The sequence below is a fragment of the Roseateles sp. genome (assembly GCF_019237615.1).
GTDB lineage: Bacteria > Pseudomonadota > Gammaproteobacteria > Burkholderiales > Burkholderiaceae_C > Pelomonas.
This window is the reverse complement of the sequence record NZ_JAFAGT010000023.1, coordinates 45497-67843: the sequence shown is the minus strand read 5'-3', so window position 1 is coordinate 67843 and position 22347 is coordinate 45497. Positions and strand designations below refer to the sequence as shown.

Sequence of the window (22347 nt, the reverse complement as noted above, 5' to 3'; positions counted from 1 at the left end):
CTTCATCGAAGACTTCTGCAAGCGCTTCCCCAAGAACGTCGACGACTACGAAACGCTCCTGACCGACAACCGGATCTGGAAGCAGCGCACGGTCAACATCGGCGTGCTTAGCCCGGAGCGCGCGCTCAACCTCGGCTGCTCGGGCCCGATGCTGCGCGGCTCGGGAATCGCCTGGGACCTGCGCAAGAAGCAGCCGTACGAGGTGTACGAGCGGATGGACTTCGACGTGCCCATCGGCACGAACGGCGATACGTATGACCGCTACGTCGTGCGCGTCGAGGAGATGCGCCAGTCCTGCCGCATCGTCGAGCAGTGCGTGAAGTGGCTGCGCGCCAACCCCGGCCCGGTCATCACCGACAACCACAAGGTGGCTCCGCCGTCGCGCGTGGACATGAAGTCCAGCATGGAAGAGCTGATCCACCACTTCAAGCTCTTCACCGAAGGCTTCCATGTGCCCGCAGGCGAGGCCTACGCGGCCGTCGAGCACCCGAAGGGCGAATTCGGCATCTACATCGTCAGCGATGGCGCCAACAAGCCCTACCGCCTCAAGATCCGCGCGCCGGGCTTCCCGCACCTCGCGGCGCTGGACGAAATGGGCCGCGGCCACATGATCGCGGACGCCGTGGCCATCATCGGCACGATGGACATCGTGTTCGGCGAAATCGATCGTTGACAGGCAGACGATGACGAGCAGCACCGACTACACCCTCAGCGACGCCACGCGCGCTCGCTTCGACCGCGAGGTCGCCAAGTACCCCTACGAATTGCGCCAGTCCGCCGTCATGGCTTGCCTGGCCATCGTGCAGCAGGAAGAGGGCTTCGTGTCCCGCGCCGCGGAAGATGCGATCGCCGCCCACCTCGGCATGGCGCCCATCGCCGTGTACGAGGTGACGACCTTCTACAACATGTACAACCAGCGCCCGGTCGGCAAGTTCAAGCTGAACGTCTGCGCGAATCTGCCCTGTCAGCTGCGCAACGGCCAGAACGCGCTGGACCACCTGTGCAGCAAGCTCGGCATCGAGCAGGGCGGCACGACGGCCGACGGCCTGTTCACTGTGCAGAAGAGCGAGTGCCTGGGCGCCTGCGCCGACTCGCCGGTGATGCTGGTGAACGATCGCCAGATGTGCAGCTTCATGACCAACGACCGCCTCGACGAGCTGGTCGAAGTGCTGCGCGCCGAAGCGACCAAGGCCTGAGGACGACGATGCTGGACCTTTCCAAATTCCAATCCACCGGCGCCGAGACCTGCTTCCACGGCCGCCACATCAGCCCGCAGATCTATGCGGACCTGGACGGCAAGAACTGGTCGATCAAGGACTACGAAGCGCGTGGCGGCTACGCGGCCCTGCGCAAGATCCTGGGCAAGGACGGTGGCGAAGGCCTGACCCCTGACCAGGTCATCGCCGAAGTGAAGACCTCGGCCCTGCGCGGTCGCGGCGGCGCCGGCTTCCCCACGGGTCTGAAGTGGAGCTTCATGCCCCGCCAGTTCCCGGGCCAGAAGTACCTCGTCTGCAATTCCGACGAAGGCGAGCCGGGCACCTGCAAGGACCGCGACATCCTGATGTTCAACCCGCATCAGGTCATCGAAGGCATGGCCATCGCTGCCTACGCGATGGGCATCACGGTGGGCTACAACTACATCCACGGCGAGATCTTCGAGGTCTACGAGCGCTTCGAGGCAGCCCTGGAAGAAGCCCGTGCCGCCGGCTATCTCGGCGACAACATCATGGGCAGCAGCTTCAGCTTCCAGCTGCACGGCCACCATGGCTTCGGCGCCTACATCTGCGGCGAGGAAACCGCGCTGCTGGAGTCGCTGGAAGGCAAGAAGGGCCAGCCGCGCTTCAAGCCGCCGTTCCCGGCCAGCTTCGGCCTGTACGGCAAGCCCACGACGATCAACAACACCGAGACCTTCGCCGCGGTGCCCTGGATCATCCGCAACGGCGGCCAGGCCTACCTGGAGATCGGCAAGCCCAACAATGGCGGTACCAAGCTGTTCTCGGTGTCTGGCGACGTCGAGAGGCCTGGCAACTTCGAGATCCCGCTGGGCACCCCGTTCTCGGTGCTGCTGGAGATGGCTGGCGGCGTGCGCAAGGGCCGCAAGCTGAAGGCCGTGATCCCCGGTGGCTCGTCCGCGCCGGTGCTGCCGGCCGAGGTGATGATGCAGTGCACGATGGACTATGACTCCATCGCCAAGGCCGGCTCCATGCTGGGCTCGGGCGCCGTCATCGTCATGGACGACTCGCGCTGTGCGGTGCAGAGCCTGCTGCGCCTGTCGTACTTCTACGCCCACGAGTCTTGCGGCCAGTGCACGCCCTGTCGCGAAGGTACGGGCTGGATGCACCGCGTGCTGGAGCGCATCTACCACGGCGAGGGCAGGGCAGAGGATATCGACCTGCTGAACTCGGTGGCCGACAACATCCAGGGCCGCACGATCTGCGCGCTGGGCGACGCCGCCGCGATGCCCGTGCGCGCCATGATCAAGCACTTCAAGCACGAGTTCGTGCACCTGATTGAACACAAGAAGCCCCTGGTGGCTCCGACCTGAGCTGCCTAGGGAAACACCATCATGGTTGAAATCGAACTCGACGGTCAGAAGGTCTCGGTCCAGGAAGGCAGCATGGTCATGCATGCTGCGGAGAAGGCCGGCACCTACATCCCGCACTTTTGCTATCACAAGAAGCTGAGCATCGCGGCCAACTGCCGCATGTGCCTGGTGGACGTGGAGAAGGCGCCCAAGCCCATGCCCGCCTGCGCGACCCCGGTCACGCAAGGCATGATCGTCCGCACCAAGAGCGACAAGGCAATCAAGGCCCAGCAGGGCGTCATGGAATTCCTGCTGATCAACCACCCGCTGGACTGCCCCATCTGCGACCAGGGCGGCGAATGCCAGCTTCAGGACCTGGCCGTGGGCTACGGCGGCAGCAAGAGCCGCTACTCCGAAGAGAAGCGCGTCGTCTTCCACAAGAACGTCGGCCCGCTGATCTCGATGGAGGAGATGAGCCGCTGCATCCATTGCACCCGCTGCGTGCGTTTCGGCCAGGAGATTGCAGGCCAGATGGAACTGGGCATGGCCCACCGCGGCGAGCACAGCGAGATCCAGACCTTCGTCGGCCGCACGGTGGACTCCGAGCTGTCGGGCAACATGATCGACATCTGCCCGGTCGGCGCCCTCACCAGCAAGCCCTTCCGCTACAGCGCCCGTACCTGGGAGCTGTCGCGCCGCAAGAGCGTCAGCCCGCATGACTCCACTGGCGCCAACCTGATCGTCCAGGTCAAGAACCATCAGGTCCTGCGCGTCGTGCCGCTCGAGAACGAGGACGTCAACGAATGCTGGATCGCTGACCGCGACCGCTTCAGCTATGAAGCGCTGAACAGCGATGCCCGCCTGACCGCGCCCATGATCAAACAGGGCGGCGCGTGGAAGCAGGTCGACTGGACGACGGCGCTGGAGTACATCGCCAACGGCCTGAAGTCCATCAAGGCCGATCATGGCGCTGCGTCCATCGGCGCGCTGGGCTCGGCCCACAGCACCGTCGAAGAGCTGCACCTGCTCGCACAGGTCGTGCGCGGCCTGGGCAGCGACAACATCGACCACCGCCTGCGCCACAGCGACTTCGGCAACGCCGCCTCGGCAGGCCAGGCGCACTGGCTGGGCACGAGCATCGCGAGCCTGTCCGAGCTGGACCGCGCGCTGGTCGTCGGCTCCAACCTGCGCAAGGACCACCCGCTGTTCGCCGCCCGCCTGCGCCACGCCGCGCGTCGTGGCGCCGCCATCAGCCGCATCGGTCTGGGCAATGATGACTGGCTGATGCCGCTCGCCGGCTCGCAAGCCGTCGCGCCGTCGGGCTGGGTGCAAGCACTGGCCGACGTGGCGGCCGCCATTGGCACCGGCGCACCGCTGGCCGGCACCGCGACCGACGCTGCCAAGGCCGTCGCCGCAAGCCTGCAGTCCGGCCAACGCAAGGCCATCCTGCTCGGCAACGCCGCCGCCGAGCATCCGCAGGCCACCAGCCTGTTGGCTCTGGCGCAGTGGATTGCCCAGCAGACCGGCGCCAGCGTGGGCTACCTGACGGCCGCCGCCAACAGCGTCGGCGCGCAGCTCGTGAAGGCCCAGCCGCAGAACGGCGGGCTGAATGCCGGCCAGATGCTGAGCGGCACGCCGCTGAAGGCCGCGCTGCTGCTGAACACCGACCCGGTGCTGGATTCGGCCAACGCCGCCGCCGCCGCCAAGGCGCTGGACGCGGCCGAGATGGTCGTCGTCCTGAGCCCGTTCAAGAGCGGCCTGGAGTACGCCGATGTGCTGCTGCCCATCGCGCCGTTCACCGAAACCTCGGGTTCGTTCGTCAACGCCGAGGGCCGGCTGCAGAGCTTCGTCGGCGTCGTCAAGCCGCTGGCCGAGACGCGCCCGGGCTGGAAGGTGTTGCGCGTACTGGGCAACCTGCTGGGTCTCGACGGCTTCAACCAGGACAGCTCGGAGCAGGTGCGGGAGCAGGCCCTGGGCGGCGACATCGTCGGCCGCCTCAGCAATGCCACCACGGCCACGCCGCAGCTCGTGGCGAAGGCCGAGGGTGTCGAGCGTTTCGGCAACCTCCCCATCTACGCGACCGACGCGCTGGTGCGCAACTCGACCTCGCTGCAGCTGACCACCGACGGCCGCGAAGCCGCCATCGTCGGCCTGCCGGTCGGCCTGTGGCAGCAGCTCGGCCTGGCGGAAGGCGACCAGGTCCGCCTCGTGCAGGACGGCGGCGCCGCGCAGCTGCCCGCCCGCCTCGAAGCCGGCCTGCCTGAGGGCGTCGCCCGTGTGCCCGCCGGTCTGACCCAAACCGCGACCCTCGGCGCTGCCTTCGGCACGCTGAGCATCAGCAAGGTCTGAGGGAGCTTCACAGAATGATCGACACCCTCTACCAAAACGGCACCGCGCTGCTGGGGGCCCTGTGGCCTCTGGTCTGGAGCCTGCTGAAGATCATCGCGGTCGTCGCGCCGCTGATGATCTGCGTGGCCTACCTGACGCTGTGGGAGCGCAAGGCCATCGGCTGGTCGCAAATCCGCCCGGGCCCCAACCGCGTGGGCCCCTACGGCCTGCTGACGCCTATCGCCGACGCGGTGAAGCTGATCTTCAAGGAGATCATCAAGCCCACCGCCGCGAACAAGGGCCTGTTCTTCCTCGGCCCGGTCATGACCATCATGCCGGCGCTGGCCGCCTGGGCCGTGGTGCCCTTCGGCCCGGATGCCGCGGTCGCCAACGTCAATGCCGGCCTGCTGTTCCTGATGGCGATCACGTCGCTGGAGGTCTACGGCGTCATCATCGCTGGCTGGGCGTCCAACTCGAAGTACGCCTTCCTGGGCGCGCTGCGCGCGTCGGCCCAGATGGTCTCCTACGAGATCGCGATGGGCTTCGCGCTGGTCGTCGTGCTGATGGTGACCGGCAGCCTGAACATGACCACCATCGTGCAGGTGCAGGAGAAGGGCCTGTTCGCGGACATGGGCCTGAACTTCCTGTCCTGGAACTGGCTGCCGCTGCTGCCCATCTTCGTCGTCTACTTCATCTCGGGCCTGGCCGAAACCAACCGCCACCCCTTCGACGTGGTGGAAGGCGAATCGGAAATCGTGGCCGGTCACATGATCGAGTACTCGGGCATGTCGTTCGCGATGTTCTTCCTGGCCGAGTACGCCAACATGATCCTGGTGTCGGCGCTGGCCGTCGTCATGTTCCTGGGCGGCTGGAGCGCACCGATCTCGTGGAGCCTGCTGGGGCTGCAGACGCCGGACTTCATCCAGCACACGATGGCGCTCTGGAACTGGGCCTGGCTGTTCGGCAAGACCTTCTTCGTCGTCACGATGTTCCTGTGGGTGCGCGCCACGTTCCCGCGCTTCCGCTACGACCAGATCATGCGTCTGGGCTGGAAGATCTTCATTCCCGTGACCCTGGTCTGGCTGGTCGTCGTCGGCCTGTGGATGCAGACCCCTCTCAATATCTGGAAGTAAGCATGAGTGGCTTCCTGCAATTTGCGAAGAGCTTCTTGCTCACCGAGCTGTTCAAGGGCATGGCCCTGACCGGCCGGCATTTCCTGTCGCGCAACATCACGGTGCAATTCCCCGAGGAAAAGACGCCGCTGAGCCCGCGTTTCCGTGGCCTGCACGCGCTGCGCCGCTACGAGAACGGCGAGGAGCGCTGCATCGCCTGCAAGCTCTGCGAGGCCGTCTGCCCCGCGATGGCCATCACCATCGAGAGTGACGTTCGCGCCGACGGCAGCCGCCGCACCACGCGCTACGACATCGACCTGACCAAGTGCATCTTCTGCGGCTTCTGCGAGGAGAGCTGCCCGGTGGACTCCATCGTCGAGACCAGCATCTTCGAATACCACGGCGAAAAGCGCGGCGATCTGTACTTCACCAAGGACATGCTGCTGGCCGTCGGTGACAAGTACGAGCCCCAAATCGCGGCCCAAAAGGAGGCGGACGCCAAGTACCGCTGATCGCTTCGCGGCTCGCAAGCCGCAGCGGTCCAGCCTCGCTGGCCTGGATACGTATGGACATCACGACCATCCTCTTCTATGTCTTCTCCGGCATCCTGCTGGTGAGCTCGTTCCGTGTCATCACGGCGCGCAGCACCGTGCATGCCGCGCTGTTCCTCATCCTGTCGTTCTTCACGGCCTCCTGTCTCTGGATGCTGCTGAAGGCCGAGTTCCTCGCAATCGCGCTGGTGCTGGTCTACATCGGTGCCGTCATGGTGCTGTTCCTGTTCGTCGTCATGATGCTGGACCTGAACACGGACAGCATGCGTGAGGGCTTCTGGAAGCATCTGCCCGTGGCCGCCCTCATCGGCGCCCTGATCGCCTTCGAGATGGGCATCGTGCTGATGGGCGGCTTCCAGCTGGCCGAGGCGCCCGTCGCCACGGCGGCCCAACTGCAGCTTGGCAACAGCAAGCTGCTGGGCATCGAGATCTACACCAGCTACCTGTACCCGCTGCAGATCGCCGCCGTCCTGCTGCTGGTCGCCATCGTCGCCGCCATTGCGCTGACGCTGCGCCGCCGCAAGGACTCGCGCGCCATGGATCCCTCCGAGCAGGTCAAGGTCACCAAGGCGCAGCGCCTGAAGATCGTCAAGATGGCGCCGACCGTCGCCGCACCGCCGGCACCCCCTGCCGCACCGACCGAAGGAGGCCAGGCATGATCGGCATCGCTGGACTGAATGGGCTCACGCTGGGCCATTTCCTGACGCTGGGCGCGATGCTGTTCGCCCTGTCGGTGATCGGTATCTTCCTGAACCGCAAGAACCTGATCGTGCTGCTGATGGCCATCGAGCTGATGTTGCTGGCGGTCAACCTGAACTTCGTTGCCTTCTCGCACTACTTGGGCGACATGGCGGGCCAGGTCTTCGTGTTCTTCATCCTGACCGTCGCGGCGGCCGAATCGGCCATCGGCCTGGCCATCCTGGTCGTGCTGTTCCGCAACCGAGCCAGCATCAACGTCGAGGAACTCGACGCGCTGAAGGGTTGAGAAAAAGATGTCTGCACAACTCTCCCAGAACCTGCTGCTGACGGTGCCGCTGGCGCCGCTCGCGGGCGCCATCGTGGCCGGCTTCTTCGGCAAGACGGTGGGCCGCCGCGGCTCGCACATGGTCACCATCCTTGGCGTGCTCATCGCCTTCATCATCTCTGCGATGACGCTGTACAGCGTCGCCGTCGACGGCGCGCGTTTCAACGCCACCGTCTACGAGTGGATGACGCTCGGCGCGCTGAAGATGGAAGTCGGCTTCCTCATCGACGGTCTGACGGCCATGATGATGTGCGTCGTGACCTTCGTGTCGCTGATGGTGCACATCTACACCATCGGCTACATGGAAGAGGACGACGGCTACCAGCGCTTCTTCTCGTACATCTCGCTGTTCACGTTCAGCATGCTGATGCTGGTCATGAGCAACAACATGCTGCAGCTGTTCTTCGGCTGGGAAGCGGTGGGCCTGGTGTCTTACCTGCTGATCGGCTTCTGGTACAAGAAGCCGACGGCCATCTTCGCCAACATGAAGGCCTTCCTGGTGAACCGGGTCGGTGACTTCGGCTTCATCCTGGGCATCGGCCTGCTGGTGGCTTTCGGCGGTTCGCTGAACTACGCCGAGACCTTCGCCAAGGCAGACATCCTGTCGCAGATGCTCTTCCCCGGCACCGACTGGGCGCTGCTGACCGTCGCCTGCATCTGCCTGTTCATCGGCGCGATGGGCAAGTCGGCGCAATTCCCGCTGCATGTCTGGCTGCCGGACTCCATGGAAGGTCCGACCCCCATCTCCGCGCTGATCCACGCCGCGACGATGGTGACGGCCGGCATCTTCATGGTGGCACGCATGTCGCCGCTGTTCGAGCTGAGTGACACGGCGCTGAACTTCGTCATGGTGATCGGTGCGATCACGGCGCTGTTCATGGGCTTCCTGGGCATCATCCAGAACGACATCAAGCGCGTCGTCGCCTATTCCACGCTGTCGCAGCTGGGCTACATGACGGTGGCGCTGGGCGCTTCGGCCTACTCGGTCGCCGTCTTCCACCTGATGACGCACGCCTTCTTCAAGGCGCTGCTGTTCCTCGGCGCTGGCTCCGTCATCATCGGCATGCACCACGACCAGGACATCCGCAACATGGGCGGCCTGCGCAAGTACATGCCCATCACGTGGATCACGTCGCTGCTGGGTTCGCTGGCACTGATCGGCACGCCGCTGTTCTCGGGCTTCTACTCCAAGGACTCCATCATCGAGGCCGTGCACGCCAGCCACCTGCCGGGCGCGGGCTTCGCCTACTTCGCCGTCATCGCCGGCGTGTTCGTGACGGCCTTCTACTCGTTCCGGATGTACTTCCTCGTCTTCCATGGCAAGGAGAACTTCCACCACAAGCCCTTCCCGCAGGAGGATGCGGCCGAGCACGATGCGCATCACGCGCATGACGAGGACCACACGCCGCACGAGTCGCCCTGGGTCGTCACCGTGCCGCTGGTGCTGCTGGCCATCCCGTCGGTCGTCATCGGCTTCATGACCATCCAGCCCATGCTGTTCGGCGACTTCTTCAAGGACGCCATCCTCGTCAATCTGCACGCCCACCCGGCGATGGAGGAGCTGGCCGAGGGCTTCCATGGCGCAGCTGCGATGGCGCTGCATGGCCTGTCCACGCTGCCGTTCTGGCTGGCGCTTGCCGGCGTCGTCACGGCCTACGTGTTCTACATGGTCGCCCCCAGCATCCCGGCCACGCTGGCCAAGGTGCTGCGCCCGCTGATCATCGTCCTGGAGAACAAGTACTTCATGGACTGGATCAACGAGAACATCCTGGCCCGCGCGGCCCGCCTCATCGGCACGGGCCTGTGGAAGGGCGGCGATGCGGGGCTGATCGACGGCATCATCATCAACGGGTCCGCCAAGACCGTCGGCGGCATCGCGGGCCTGGTGCGCCGCGCGCAGACCGGCTACCTGTACTGGTACGCCCTCGTCATGATCCTTGGCGTCATGGGTCTGATGACCTGGCAGCTCTGGCCCTATATCAAGCCCCAGTTCAGTGCCCTGTTCGGGCTCTGATCGACGCGGCGGAGAACAAGAATGTTGCTGAGTCTTGCGATTTTTCTGCCTATCGTCTGCGGCGCGCTGCTGCTGGCGGTCGGGCGCGACGAACAGGCCCGGGCCGTGCGCTGGATGGCGCTGGTCGCGGCCGTGGCGAGTTTCCTCGTCACCCTGCCGCTGATCACGGGCTTCGATACAACGACGGCCGCAATGCAGTTCGTCGAGAACCAACCCTGGATCGACCGTTTCAACATCCGCTACCACCTGGGCGTGGATGGCATCTCGATGTGGTTCGTGCCGCTGACGGCCTTCATCACCATCATCGTCGTCATCTCGGCCTGGGAGGTCATCGAGACGCGCGTCAACCAGTACATGGGCGCGTTCCTGATCCTGTCGGGCCTGATGGTGGGCGTGTTCAGCGCGCTGGACGGCATGCTGTTCTACGTGTTCTTCGAGGCCACGCTGATCCCGATGTACATCATCATCGGCGTCTGGGGCGGCCCGAACCGCGTCTACGCGGCCTTCAAGTTCTTCCTGTACACGCTGGCCGGCTCGCTGTTGATGCTGGTCGCGCTGCTGTACCTGTACTACCAGTCGGCCGGCAGCTTCGACATCCAGACCTGGCACAAGCTGCCGCTGGCCGGCGGCGCACAGACATGGCTGTTCTTCGCCTTCCTGGCCGCGTTCTCGGTCAAGGTGCCGATGTGGCCGGTGCACACCTGGCTGCCCGACGCCCACGTCGAGGCACCTACCGGCGGCTCCGTCGTGCTGGCGGCCATCATGCTGAAGCTGGGCTGCTACGGCTTCCTGCGTTTCTCGCTGCCGATCGCGCCGGACGCGGCGCGTGAATGGTCGTGGCTCATCATCGCGATGTCGCTGATCGCCGTCGTCTACATCGGCCTCGTCGCGCTGGTGCAGAAGGACATGAAGAAGCTGGTGGCCTACTCGTCCATCGCGCACATGGGCTTCGTGACGCTGGGCTTCTTCGTCTTCAACGAGCTGGGCATCTCCGGCGGCCTGGTGCAGATGATCTCGCACGGCTTCGTGTCGGGTGCGATGTTCCTGTGCATTGGCGTGCTCTACGACCGCGTGCACTCGCGAGAGATCGCGTCCTACGGCGGCGTCGTCAACACCATGCCCACCTTCGCGGCCTTCGCCGTGTTCTTCGGCATGGCCAACTGCGGCTTGCCCGCAACGGCCGGTTTCGTCGGTGAGTGGATGGTCATCCTCGGCACCGTGAAGTACAACTTCTGGCTGGGCGGCATTGCCGCGACAGCGCTGGTGTTCGGCGCGGCCTACACGCTGTGGATGATCAAGCGCGTCTACTTCGGCGACATCGCCAACGACGACGTGCGTGCGCTCAAGGACATCAACCAGCGCGAGTTCGTCATGCTCGCCCTCCTGGCCGTGGCCACCCTCTACATGGGCGTCTACCCCAAGCCCTTCACCGACGTGATGCACGTCTCGGTCGTCGAGCTGCTGCAGCACGTCGCGCAGAGCAAGCTCATCCCGGGTTGATGACGAGCTGAGGCAAAACAATGAACGACATGAACTGGCTCGCGATCTATCCCGAAATCCTGCTGTTGGCGATGGGCTGCGTCGTCGCGCTGGTGGACCTCTGGGTCACCGACGAGCAGCGCCGCCCGACCTACTGGCTGACCCAGCTGACGCTGGTCGTCGTCGCGGCCATGCATTTCCGCGACTTCGACATCGGCTTGACCATCTATGCCATGCAGGGCATGGTCGTCGCCGATCCGATGGGCCACCTGCTCGCCGGCTTCGCCTGTGTCGCCACGCTGATCGCCCTTGTCTATGCGCGCCCCTATGCCGGCGTGCGCGAGATGCTCAAGGGCGAGCTCTTCATCCTCAGCCTGTTCTCGCTGCTGGGCGTGAACGTGATGCTGTCGGCGAACAACTTCCTGGTCGTCTACCTTGGCCTCGAGCTGATGAGCCTGTCGCTGTACGCGCTGGTCGCGCTGCGCCGTGACCATGCGGTGTCGACCGAGGCCGCGATGAAGTACTTCGTCCTCGGCGCGCTGGCCAGCGGCTTCCTGCTGTACGGCCTGTCGATGATGTACGGCGCCACCGGATCGCTGAGCATCCCCGAGGTCTTCGACGTCATCTCCAAGGGCACGCCCAACCGTGCAGTGCTGGTGTTCGGCGTGGTCTTCGTCGTCGCCGGCCTGGCCTTCAAGCTCGGCGCCGCGCCGTTCCACATGTGGGTGCCGGACGTCTACCAGGGCGCACCGACGGCTATCACGCTGCTGATCGGTGGGGCCCCCAAGCTGGCCGCGTTCGCCATCACCGTGCGCCTGCTCGTCGAGGGCATGATCGGCCTGGCTGTGGACTGGCAGCAGATGCTGGTTGTGCTGTCCATCATGTCGCTGCTGGTCGGTAACCTGGCAGCCATTGCGCAGAGCAACCTCAAGCGCATGCTGGCCTACTCGACCATCGCCAACATGGGCTTCATGCTGCTGGGCATGGCATCTGGCGTCGTCAACAACAACACGCTGTCCGCCGCCAACGCCTACAGCTCGGCCATGTTCTACGCAGTCACCTATGTGCTGACGACGCTGGGCACCTTCGGCATGGTCATCCTGCTGTCGCGCCAGGGGCATGAGGCCGAGGAGATCAAGGACCTGGCCGGTCTGGCCAAGCGCAGCCCCTGGTTCGCGCTGGTCATGACCCTCTTCATGTTCTCGCTGGCCGGCGTGCCGCCCACGGTGGGCTTCTACGCCAAGCTGGCCGTGCTGCAGGCGCTGGTTGCCACGCATGACACGGCCTATATCTGGCTGGCCGTCTTCGCTGTCGTCGTGTCGCTGGTGGGTGCCTTCTACTATCTGCGCGTCGTCAAGGTCATGTTCTTCGACGAACCGACCGACACGGCGCCTCTCGCGGCACCCGGTGACGTGCGCTTCGTCATGTCGCTGAACGGCGCTGCGGTGCTGGTCTTCGGCCTGCTGCCGGGCGGCCTGATGGCCATGTGCGCCGAGGCTATCGTCAAGGCCTTGTCGACCTGACATGCGGTTCTCGCGCGGCCTTTGTTCGTCGTTCCCCGTGAGGGGGGCGGGCCGCTCCGAGCGGTCCGGCGCGGCCTGATGGACCAGACAGTTGCGGTCTGGCTGGTTCTGGCCGCGGCCGTCGTCGCGGCCAATCTGCCCTATTTCAGCGAGCGCCTGCTGCTCGTCGGCCCGCGCCGCAGCCACAAGGCCGCCTGGTGGCGGGTGCTGGAGCTGGTGTTGATGGCCGTGCTGACCTTTGCCGTCGGCTCGCTGCTGGAGGCGCGCATCGGCCAGCGCCACGAGCAGGGCTGGGAGTTCTACGCGGCGGCGGCCTGCCTCTTCGTCACGCTGGGCTTCCCCGGCTTCGTCTGGAGGTATCTGCGCCGTGGCCGACATTGACGAACACCTCGTCGAGCGGCCGCTCGATAGCCACCAGGTCTATCGCGGCCATTTCCTCGATGTCCGCCGCGACCGCGTCGCGCTGCCCGACGGCGGCACGGCCCATCGCGAGTACATCCGACATCCCGGCGCCGTCATGGTCGTGCCGCTGCTGGACGACGGTCGGCTGCTGATGGAGCGCCAGTACCGCTACCCCATGGGCCGCGTGATGCTGGAGTTCCCGGCTGGCAAGCTCGACGCCGGCGAGGATCCGCTGGCCTGCGGCCGGCGCGAGCTCGCCGAGGAGACCGGCTACGGCGCCGCCGAATGGGCCCATGCCGGCGTGTTGCACAACGCCATCGCCTATTCGGACGAAGGCATACACATCTACTTTGCTCGCGGCCTCACGAAGGGCGAGCAGAAGTTGGACAAGGGCGAGTTCCTCGAACTCGTCACGCACACCGTCGCCGAGCTGGACCGGCTTGCCGCCTGTGGCGAATTGACCGATGCCAAGACGCTGATCGGCCTGCTGTGGCTGCAGCGTTGGCAGCAGGGCGCCTGGCCGTTGCGCTGGCAGCGCGGCTGACGCCCACCCCACGCGGCCCGTCGCGCCGCATCCCTCGGTGCATGACCTCTGGCGAAGTGTTGCCGGATCGTTAAGCTCAACCGTTTGTGTCGTCCGATCCCTGTCCTCTGAAGAAAGCTTCTCCATGACGCGTGCAACGCCGATCCTCACTGCCCTGACGCTGGCCCTGACTCTCACCGCCTGCAGCAAGGGTGGCAAGCCCGACGAAGCCAAGGCCGCGGCGGCCAAGACGGCGGCGCCGCTGCTGCTGGCGCCGGAAGACCTTCGCCGGGTCGGCCAAAGCGGCCTGATCGGCGCGCCCGTCATCACCGGGGCCATCCAGCCGGCCCGCCGCGCCGACCTGCGCGCCGAGGTTGCGGCCGTCGTGCTGCAGGTCGCCAAGGACAACGGCGAGCGCGTGCGCGCCGGCGACCTCATCATCCGCCTCGACCCCACGGCCATCCGCGACAGCCTCACGTCTGCCGAGGAGGCGCTGCGCGCCGCCCAGCAGAGCTTCGAGCAGACCGAGCGCGTGCTGGCACGCCAGCGCACGCTGAATCAGCAGGGCATGATCTCCATGCAAGGTCTGGAGGATGCCGAGGTGCGCCGCAATGCCGCACAGAGCGAGCTGGCCGCGGCCAGGGCGCGCGCCGTCACGGCCCGCCAGCAGGTCTCGCGCACCGAGGTGCGTGCACCCTTCGACGGCGTCGTCAGCGAGCGCAAGACCTCGGTGGGCGACACCGTCCAGATCGGGCGCGAGCTCGTCAAGGTCATCGACCCGGCGTCCATGCGCTTCGAGGGCCAGGTCTCCGCCGACCGGCTGGGCGAGCTCAGGCTCGGCCAGCCGGTGGCCTTCCGCATCAACGGCTTTGGTGGCGCCGAGTTCCGCGGCAAGCTGGCGCGCATCGACGCGGCAGCTAACGCCACGACGCGCCAGGTCGAACTGATCGCCGAGTTCAACGAGCGTGACAAGGCGCCGCAGGTGGCCGGCCTCTACGCAGAAGGCCGGGTCGAGAGTGCGGACCGCCGCGTGCTGGTGCTGGCCGAGGGCTCGGTGCAGCGCCAGGGCGACAACGCCTTCGTCTGGAAGGTCGCCAGCAACCAGCTGAAGAAGGTGGCCGTGACCGTGGGCGGGCGCGACGAGCGCCGCGGCGAGGTCGTCATCGCCTCGGGCCTGGCCCTGGGCGACGAGGTGCTGCGCGCACCAGCCGGCAACCTGGTGGACGGCGCGCCCGTGCAGCGCGTGGCCGCAGGCTCGGGCGCGGCCTCGGCCGTCGCCGCGGCCGCCGCGCCGACGCCCACCGCCAGCAAGTAAGCAGGAGGCTCAACCATGTTCCTCTCCAACTTCAGCATCAACAAGCCCGTCGCGACCGTCGTCATGGTCGTCGGGCTGATGCTGGTCGGCCTGCTGGCGCTGTCCAAGCTCAAGGTCAACCAGTTCCCAGAGGTCGAGCCGCCAGTGCTCGTCATCAACATCCCCTACCCGGGCGCGTCCCCCGAGACGGTGGAGCGTGAAGTCGTCAACCGCATCGAGAAGGCGCTGCAGAGCATCTCCGGCGTGGACCGCTCCAACTCCACGTCGCGCGAGGGCAGCGCCACCATCGTGCTGGTCTTCGACTTCTCGAAGAACATGATCGAGGCCGCCGACGAAGTGCGCAACGCCATAGCGTCGGTACGCTACAAGCTGCCCACCGAGATCCGCGAGCCCATCATCACGCGGGCCGACCCGGGCGCCCAGCCCATCCTGCAGCTGTCGCTGTCCAGCACGACGCTGACCCACGCCCAGCTCAGCCGCCTCGCGGAAGACAAGCTCGCCGAGCGCTTCCGCGGCATCGCGGGCGTGTCGACCGTCGGCGTCAACGGCGCCCTCAAGCGCGAGCTGTCCATCCTGCTGCGCGCCGACAAGTTGCGCGAGTTCGGCGTCTCCGTCACCGAGGTGCTGAACGCCGTGCGCGCGCAGAACACGACGGCGCCGGTCGGCAAGGTGCGCGGCACGCTGGAAGACCAGAGCATCCGCTTGCTGGGCCGCCTCGAATCGCCGAGCGAATTCGAGCAGATGATCATCAAGCGCAACAGCGGCATGGTCGTGCGCCTGGGCCAGGTTGCCCAGGTGCAGGACGGCTTCGCCGAAATGACCGGCTACTCGCTGCGCAACGGCCGGCCCAACGTGGGTATATCCATCACGCGCTCGCGCGACGCATCCACCGTCAGCGTCGCCAACGACTCGCGCAAGCTGGTCGACGAGATCAGGAAGGAGCTGCCCAAGGGCACCACGCTGGAGGTCACGCAGGACGGCGGCAAGGACGCCGAGAACAGCCTGCACAACGTGACGCATGCGCTGGTCTTTGGCGCCGGTCTGACCATCTTCGTCGTCTACGCCTTCCTGAACAGCTGGCGCTCGACGCTGATCACGGCGCTGTCGCTACCCACCTCCGTGCTGGCGGCCTTCATCGCCGTCTGGCTGATGGGCTTCTCGCTGAACTTCATGAGCCTGCTGGGCCTGTCCCTGGCCATCGGCGTGCTCATCGATGACGCCATCGTCGTGCGGGAGAACATCGTCCGCCACATGGAGCGTGGCAGCGACCGCGTGACGGCGGCGCGCGAGGGCACGGCCGAGATCGGCCTGGCCGTCGCGGCGACCACCTTCGCCATCGTGGCCGTGTTCGTGCCGGTCGCATTCATGGGCAACGGCCCCGGCCAGTGGTTCAAGCCCTTCGCGCTGACTGTCGTCGCCTCCGTCATCGTGTCGCTGCTGATCAGCTTCACGCTGGACCCCATGCTGTCGGCCTACTGGGGTGACCCCCCGGGCTACCACGACCAGCCCAAGAAGGGCTTCGGCAAGCTGCTGGAACGCTTCAACCACTGGTTCGACGGCGTCGCCAACGGCTACGGCCATGTCATCGCCTGGGCGCTGCATCACCGCCGCTGGATGGCCGCGTTCGCCGTCGTCAGCTTCGTTGGCGCCATCGCGCTGCAGGCCACAGTGGGCGGCTCCAGCTTCCTGCCGCAGGCCGACGCCGGCTTCCTCGCCATCGAGGTGCGCAGCCCCGCGTCCAGCAGCCTGGACTATTCCAAGCTCAAGCTCGATGCCGCCGCAGCCCTGGCTTCGACGATCAAGGAGACCAAGGCGACGACGGCCTACCCTAACGCCAGCGGCGGCCGGATCTACGTCGACATCGGTAAGAGCACCGAGCGCCAGCGCTCGGCGGCAGAGGTCGCCAAGGAATTGCGCGAGAAGGTCGGCCGCCTTGTCGGCGCCGAGTACGTCGTGCTGGATGACCTGAACAACGGGGCGCAGAAGCCGGTGCAGATCCGCTTCTACGGCGCCGACTCGCGCAAGTTGCAGGAGATCACGCAGGAATTCCAGAAGACCATGCAGGGCATCAAGGGGGCCGTCGACATCGGCTACTCCGAGCAGGATCCGCAGAACGAGCTGCAGATCGCGCTGGACCGCGGCCTGGCCAACCAGATGGGCATCTCCGTCAACGACGCGGCCCAGGCGCTGCGCGTGGCCTTCGCCGGCGTCGAGGCCGGTGACTGGGTGGACCCGACCGGCGAGACCCGCGACGTGTCCATCCGCCTGCACCCGGCCGACCGCGTCGACGCGGCCAACATCGAGCGCCTGCCCATCGCCGTCTCCGGCACCAACCGCATGGTGCCGCTGGACCAGATCGCCACCGTCACGATGGGCAAGGGTCCGGGCCAGATCCAGCATGGCGACGGCAAGCGCACCATCACGGTCAGCGCCAACGCCCAGGGCCGCTCATCCGGGGAGATCACGGCCGAGGCCAAGAAGCTGGCCGAGAAGATCGACTTCCCGCCCGGCTTCGGCATCGAGTTGGCCGGTGCGGCGCGCGACCAGCAGGTCGTTTTCACTGCCATGATCACGGCGCTGCTGAGCGGCATCGCGCTGATGTACTTCGTGCTGGTCATCCAGTTCAACAGCTTCACGGCGCCGCTGGGCGTCATGCTGTCGCTGCCGCTGAGCCTGATCGGCGTGGTCGTCGCGCTGATCCTGACGCGCGGAACACTGAACTTGATGAGCCTGATCGGCGTCATCATGCTGATGGGCCTGGTGGCCAAGAACGCCATCCTCCTGCTGGACGCGACGCGCCAGGAAGAGGCGGCCGGCGTGGACCGGGAGGAGGCGCTGATGCACGCGGGCCGCAAGCGCTTTCGCCCCATCCTGATGACGACGCTGGCGCTGATCGCCGGCATGCTGCCGGTGGCCATTGGCGTGGGCGAGGGTGGCGAGTTCTACCGCCCCATGGCCGTGGCCATCATCGGCGGCACCATCACGTCGACGCTGTTGACGCTGCTGATCGTGCCGACCTTCTACGACAGCATCGAGATCGCCCGCGACCACGCGCTGGCCAAGTTCCAGCGCCGTGCGCCGCGCTTCACGGTGGTGGGCGCGTTCGTGCTGACGCTGATCGAGGCGGTGCTGGCCCTGGTGCTGGTGCGGTTCGTGTTCCGCCTCCTCGTCAAGGCGGGCCGGGTCGTTACCGGCCGCCGGGCTACAGAACCCGTCCCGGGTTGAGCAGGTCGAGCGGGTCGAGCGCCCGCTTGATCGCGCGCATCAGCGTGAGGCCCGTCGCGTCCTTGCGCCGGGCCAACTCCTCGCGCTTGAGCCGGCCTATGCCATGCTCGGCGGAGATCGAGCCGCCGTGCTGCTGCACGGCGTCGTAGACCTGCCCATTGATCGCCGCCTCGTGCGCGGCCAGGAAGGCCGCCGGCGCTACGCCGGCGGGCGCCTGCACGTTGTAGTGCAGGTTGCCGTCGCCCAAGTGGCCGAAGTCGATCACCTCGATGCCCGGCAGGTAGGCGGCCAGCGCCGCGTCCATCTGGGCGACGAAGCTGGGAATGGCGGACACCGGCAGTGAGATGTCGTGCTTGATGTTCAGACCCGCCTGCGCCTGGGCCAGCGGGATGGATTCGCGCAGATGCCAAAAGGCCTTGGCCTGCGCGAGGTTCTGCGCAATGGCCGCGTCCTGCACACAGCCGCGCTCGGCGGCGGCTTCAAGCAAACCCTCGAAGACGGAGCGCGCATGCTCGGCGGTTTCTGCATCAGACAGCTCCAGCAGTACCGTCCACGCGGCGGCACCGAGCGGCTGAACCAGTTGAGGCAACTCTCGCGCCACCAGCGCCAGCGAGGCGCGGTTCATGACCTCGAAGCCGGTCAGTGCATCGCCCGCGCGCTCGCGCGCCAGGCCCAGCAGCGCAACGGCGTCGTCCAACGACGCGCAGGCCGCCAGCGCGGTCAGGCGCTCCCTGGGCTGCGGGTAGAGCTTCATCGTCGCAGCCGTGATGACGCCCAGCGTGCCCTCGCTTCCGATGAAGAGATCGCGCAGGTCGTAGCCGGTGTTGTCCTTGCGCAGGCCGCTCAGACCATGCCAGACCTCGCCGGCTGCCGTCACCACTTCCAGCCCCAGGCACAGCTCGCGTGCATTGCCATAGCGCAGCACCTGCGTGCCGCCAGCGTTCGTCGCCAGGTTGCCGCCCAAGGTGCACGAACCCTCGGCCGCCAGGCTGAGCGGGAACAGCAGGCCTGCCTGCGCCGCCGCTGCCTGCACGTCGGCCAGCACACAGCCGGCCTCGGCCGTCAGGCTGGCGTTGGCGACGTCGATGCCGCGCACGCGCTGCAGGCGCGCCAGGCTCAGCACCAACTGGCGGCCGCTGTCGTCGGGCGTCGAGCCGCCGACCAAGCCGGTGTTGCCCCCCTGGGGCACGACGGCCACGCGGTGCGCGTGGCACAGACGCAGCACGGCCGCCACCTCGTCGGTCGACGCCGGCCGCGCTACGGCCAGGGCCTTGCCGGCGTAGCGCCTGCGCCAGTCGTTCTCGTAGGCCGACAGGTCGCCGCCTGTCAGCAGCCCGGCCTCGCCGAGGCGGGACTGCAGGGCAGCGATGAAATCGTTCATGCCGTCTTGGCGGCCGCGAGCCGCAGCCGGATCTGGGCCGTGCAGGCAGTGAACACGACGACGCTCAGCAGCACTTCACCTGCTGCCAGCCACTGGCCGAGTCCGCCCTCGCTGGTCGCGCGCACCAGGCCTTCCAGCACGTAGAGCCAGATGAAGAGGGCCACCCAGCGGTAGGTGTACATGCGATAGCGCCACAGCCCGACGGGAGCCGGCAGCAGCGGCAGTACCTTGAGCGCCAGCGTGCCCCGGCCGGTAGGCGCCAGCCACAGCTCCCAGGCGAGGCACAGCAGGATCAGCGCGACGACGCCGGCCAGCGCGAGGTTGCGAGACAGGCGCTCGTTGGCGCGGGGACGGGTTCTTTCAAGGGCAGGGGACATAGCTGCGGCATCATAGAAGCCATGTCCTCGACACCTCTCCCGCCCGCCGCACCCGAGTCGCTCGAGTTGCCGCTGGCCCGCAACCCCGTCGCCTTCGTGCGCGAGTTCGTGGCCGACCTGCTGGCCTGGCCCTGGCTGCAGACGCTGCAGACATTCCGTCAACGCTTCCGCGAGGAAAAGCTGGGCCTCACGGCCGGCAGCCTGACCTTCACGACGCTGATCTCGCTGGTCCCGCTGCTGACGGTGATGCTGGCCGTCTTCACGGCCTTCCCGATGTTCTCCAGCTTCCAGGCAGCGCTGGAGCAGTATTTCCTGAAGAGCCTGATTCCGGCCAACATCGCCAAGCCGGTGCTGGCCTCGTTGACGCAGTTCGCGGCCAAGGCCAACAAGCTGGGCGTGGTCGGCCTGGTGGCTCTTGGCGTCACGGCGTTGGCGCTGATGCTGACCATAGACCGCACCCTGAACGCCATCTGGCGCGTGCAGCGCCCGCGGCCAATGGCCCAGCGCGTCCTCGTCTATTGGGCTGCGCTGACGCTGGGGCCGCTGCTGCTGGGCGGCAGCCTGACGCTGACGAGCTACGCGGTCAGCGTCGGCCAGGGCCTGTTCACCAAGCTGCCCGGCGACCTGGCGGCGCTGTTGGGGGGCGCCGACATCATGCTGCTGGGGCTGGCTGTCGCCGGCCTGTTCCACTACGTGCCCAACACCCATGTGCGCTGGCGTCATGCGCTGCTGGGCGGGGCCTTCGTGTCCATCGGTTTCTCGCTCGCCAAGTCGCTGCTGGCCTGGTACGTGAAGCAGGTACCGACCTATTCGACACTGTACGGTGCCTTCGCGACCGTGCCTGTCTTCCTGATCTGGGTCTATCTTGGCTGGGTCATCGTGCTGCTGGGCGCCATCCTGGCGGCCAACACGCCCAGCCTGACGGATCGGCTGCACCTGCGCCCCGACACGCCGGGCCAGCCGCTGGCCATCGCGCTGGAGGTGCTGGAGACGCTGCTGAAGGCTCGCGGTGGGGCACGGCATGGCCTGTCGCAGCATGGGCTCGCGCGGGCGCTGCGCATCGACCCGCTGCAACTGGCGCCGGTCGTCGAGAAGCTCTGTGCGCTCGATGTCGTGGGCCGGCTGGATGAGGAGGGCGTGCAGCGCTTCGTGTTGCTGGGCGAACCCGAGCAGACATCGGCCGAGCCGCTGCTGAGTGCCTTCCTGGCGCAGCGCCAGGGCCTGCTGACCAATTTGTGGACGCAGGGCGAATGGAGCCGGCTGACGCTGGGGCGCCTGCTGGCCGCTGCCGAGAACTCCCTGCCCTGAACAGGCCTAGTCGCGCACCCAGCCCCGCGCGATCAGCCGGCTGAACAGCGCGCGGTGGATGTGGCTGGCCAGCCGGTAGACCGGTGGCAGATAGCCCTGAGCCGCACGCAAGCTCAGCCAGGCGCTGGACAGGCCCATCAGCGCGGCACCCAGCATGTCCAGCGGATAGTGCACGCCCAGGTAGATGCGTGCCCACGCGATGGGCAGCCCCAGCGGTACCAGCCAGGCCCCGAGGCCGCGCGGCGTGCGCTGGAGCAGCAGGCTGAAGGCCACGGCCCACCACAGCGTCAGGTGGTCGCTGGGAAACGAGGAGTCGGCAACATGCGGGATCAGCGTGTGGCCCAGCCCGATGACGAAGGGGCGCGGGTGATCCCAGGCCAGGCCGATGAGCTGGTTGACGAGCAGGCCCAGCAGTGCCGCCGCGGTGGCGACGAGCATGGCCTTGCGGGTGCGTTCGTCGCCGCGCAGCCAGCCGAGGCCGATCAGCGCCGGCACCGCCCAGATGAGGTACTCGGCCAGGAAGATGGCCAGTACCTCGGCCAGCGCGTTCGGCTGCTCGGGGGCATTGAGCCAGAGAAAGACGGTGTGGTTCAGGGCTTCCATGCGGTGGTGGTCTTGCAGGGGTCAGATCAGGGGTGCAGCACCACCATCAGCGCCGTCGCCGCCGACTTGCCGGCGTTTCGGATCGCATGCGGGCCGTCCACAGCGTAGCGGGCAGTCTCGCCGGCCTTGAGCCGGCTCGTCACGCCCTGCGCAGTGACCTCCAGGCTGCCGGTCAACACGCTCAGGTGCTCGCGCGATCCGGGCTCGTGGGCCTGGCTGTCCAGCAGGCCGCCGGGCTGCACATGCAGTTCATACCACTCGAACTGGCCGGCCAGCTCGATGGGGCCCAGGATGCGCAGCTTGCACAGTCCGTCCGGGCTGGTCAGGCCTGGCGTCGCGTGGGCGGGCACGGTCTCGATGGCCGGCGTGGCCGCGCGCTCGCCGCCCAGCAGCTCGCCCATCTCCACGCCAAGCGCGTTCGCGAGTCGCCACACCACGGCCACCGTGGGATTGGCCTGGTTGCGCTCGATCTGCGACAACATCGACTTGCTGACACCGGCGCGTTTGGACAGGTCATCCAGCGACAGGCCACGGCTGCCGCGCAGCGCCTGAAGGGCGGCACCGACGCGCGGCGGCTCGAGATCGGTGGCGGGCTTGTTCATGCTTGACCGGGATGGACGTTTTTTGGATACTGCACGAAAGTTCGATATATCGAACG

The 22347-nt window shown here is 66.8% G+C and carries 20 protein-coding genes; 16 read left to right on the top strand and 4 right to left on the bottom strand.

Annotation, left to right across the window (positions count from 1 at the left end; genetic code table 11):
* The 15 genes from JOY88_RS04535 to JOY88_RS04465 form a co-directional block, all read left to right on the top strand.
* On the top strand, positions 1 to 673 hold a 673-nt coding region (locus JOY88_RS04535; RefSeq protein ID WP_293500729.1), incomplete at its 5' end, for an NADH-quinone oxidoreductase subunit D.
* Positions 674 to 683: 10 nt separating this feature from the next.
* Positions 684 to 1196 carry an NADH-quinone oxidoreductase subunit NuoE family protein gene (locus JOY88_RS04530; protein WP_293500727.1) on the top strand — a complete coding sequence of 171 codons (513 nt, stop codon included), beginning with the start codon at positions 684 to 686 and terminating at the stop codon, positions 1194 to 1196.
* Between the two features lie 8 nt (positions 1197 to 1204).
* Entirely contained in the window at positions 1205 to 2545 is a 1341-nt protein-coding gene (gene nuoF / locus JOY88_RS04525; RefSeq protein WP_293500725.1) for an NADH-quinone oxidoreductase subunit NuoF, read from the top strand.
* 21 nt (positions 2546 to 2566) lie between these two features.
* Positions 2567 to 4873 carry an NADH-quinone oxidoreductase subunit NuoG gene (gene nuoG, locus JOY88_RS04520; protein ID WP_293500723.1) on the top strand — a complete coding sequence of 769 codons (2307 nt, stop codon included), beginning with the start codon at positions 2567 to 2569 and terminating at the stop codon, positions 4871 to 4873.
* 14 nt (positions 4874 to 4887) lie between these two features.
* Positions 4888 to 5985 (top strand): NADH-quinone oxidoreductase subunit NuoH, encoded by a 1098-nt coding sequence (gene nuoH / locus JOY88_RS04515; RefSeq protein ID WP_293500721.1) that lies wholly within the window; start codon positions 4888 to 4890, stop codon positions 5983 to 5985.
* Between the two features lie 2 nt (positions 5986 to 5987).
* Positions 5988 to 6476, top strand: a complete 489-nt coding sequence (gene nuoI, locus JOY88_RS04510; RefSeq protein WP_293500719.1) for an NADH-quinone oxidoreductase subunit NuoI — start codon at positions 5988 to 5990, stop codon at positions 6474 to 6476.
* Positions 6477 to 6529: 53 nt separating this feature from the next.
* Positions 6530 to 7174, top strand: coding sequence for an NADH-quinone oxidoreductase subunit J (locus JOY88_RS04505; RefSeq protein WP_293500717.1), 645 nt, complete (start codon positions 6530 to 6532; stop codon positions 7172 to 7174).
* Positions 7171 to 7500, top strand: coding sequence for an NADH-quinone oxidoreductase subunit NuoK (nuoK, locus tag JOY88_RS04500; protein WP_293500715.1), 330 nt, complete (start codon positions 7171 to 7173; stop codon positions 7498 to 7500). The genes JOY88_RS04505 and nuoK overlap by 4 nt, the downstream gene beginning before the upstream one ends.
* Before the next feature lie 7 nt (positions 7501 to 7507).
* Positions 7508 to 9553, top strand: a complete 2046-nt coding sequence (gene nuoL, locus JOY88_RS04495; RefSeq protein ID WP_293500713.1) for an NADH-quinone oxidoreductase subunit L — start codon at positions 7508 to 7510, stop codon at positions 9551 to 9553.
* A gap of 21 nt (positions 9554 to 9574) precedes the next feature.
* Entirely contained in the window at positions 9575 to 11053 is a 1479-nt protein-coding gene (locus JOY88_RS04490) for an NADH-quinone oxidoreductase subunit M (protein WP_293500711.1), read from the top strand.
* 20 nt (positions 11054 to 11073) lie between these two features.
* Entirely contained in the window at positions 11074 to 12555 is a 1482-nt protein-coding gene (gene nuoN, locus JOY88_RS04485; protein ID WP_293500709.1) for an NADH-quinone oxidoreductase subunit NuoN, read from the top strand.
* 78 nt (positions 12556 to 12633) lie between these two features.
* Positions 12634 to 12936 (top strand): DUF2818 family protein, encoded by a 303-nt coding sequence (locus tag JOY88_RS04480; RefSeq protein ID WP_293500707.1) that lies wholly within the window; start codon positions 12634 to 12636, stop codon positions 12934 to 12936.
* The gene (locus JOY88_RS04475) at positions 12923 to 13501 is read left to right on the top strand and encodes an NUDIX domain-containing protein (protein WP_293500706.1); all 579 of its coding nucleotides are present in this window, start codon (positions 12923 to 12925) and stop codon (positions 13499 to 13501) included. Before JOY88_RS04480 ends, JOY88_RS04475 begins: the two co-directional genes overlap by 14 nt.
* A 124-nt stretch (positions 13502 to 13625) precedes the next feature.
* Positions 13626 to 14795 (top strand): efflux RND transporter periplasmic adaptor subunit, encoded by a 1170-nt coding sequence (locus tag JOY88_RS04470; protein ID WP_293500705.1) that lies wholly within the window; start codon positions 13626 to 13628, stop codon positions 14793 to 14795.
* Positions 14796 to 14810: 15 nt separating this feature from the next.
* Positions 14811 to 18020, top strand: coding sequence for an efflux RND transporter permease subunit (locus JOY88_RS04465; protein ID WP_293500704.1), 3210 nt, complete (start codon positions 14811 to 14813; stop codon positions 18018 to 18020).
* Here the strand turns inward: JOY88_RS04465 and JOY88_RS04460 are convergent.
* Positions 17998 to 19401, bottom strand: a complete 1404-nt coding sequence (locus JOY88_RS04460) for an FAD-binding oxidoreductase (protein WP_293500703.1) — start codon at positions 19399 to 19401, stop codon at positions 17998 to 18000. The genes JOY88_RS04465 and JOY88_RS04460 overlap by 23 nt on opposite strands.
* A complete protein-coding gene (locus JOY88_RS04455; protein ID WP_293500702.1) occupies positions 19398 to 19778 on the bottom strand; it encodes a DUF2069 domain-containing protein in 381 nt (126 codons plus the stop codon). The genes JOY88_RS04460 and JOY88_RS04455 overlap by 4 nt, the downstream gene beginning before the upstream one ends.
* 21 nt (positions 19779 to 19799) lie before the next feature.
* On the opposite strand from JOY88_RS04455, the gene JOY88_RS04450 reads away from it, so the two are divergent.
* Positions 19800 to 21086 carry a YihY family inner membrane protein gene (locus JOY88_RS04450; RefSeq protein WP_293500700.1) on the top strand — a complete coding sequence of 429 codons (1287 nt, stop codon included), beginning with the start codon at positions 19800 to 19802 and terminating at the stop codon, positions 21084 to 21086.
* A 6-nt stretch (positions 21087 to 21092) separates the two neighbouring features.
* Here the strand turns inward: JOY88_RS04450 and JOY88_RS04445 are convergent, their stop codons facing one another.
* Both JOY88_RS04445 and relB read right to left on the bottom strand, forming a co-directional pair.
* On the bottom strand, positions 21093 to 21689 hold the full coding sequence (locus JOY88_RS04445; RefSeq protein ID WP_293500698.1) for an undecaprenyl-diphosphatase: 597 nt from the start codon (positions 21687 to 21689) through the stop codon (positions 21093 to 21095).
* A 26-nt stretch (positions 21690 to 21715) separates the two neighbouring features.
* Complete coding sequence (gene relB, locus JOY88_RS04440) at positions 21716 to 22291, bottom strand: type II toxin-antitoxin system RelB family anti-toxin (RefSeq protein ID WP_293500696.1); 576 nt, start codon at positions 22289 to 22291, stop codon at positions 21716 to 21718.
* Between the last annotated feature and the right edge of the window lie 56 nt (positions 22292 to 22347).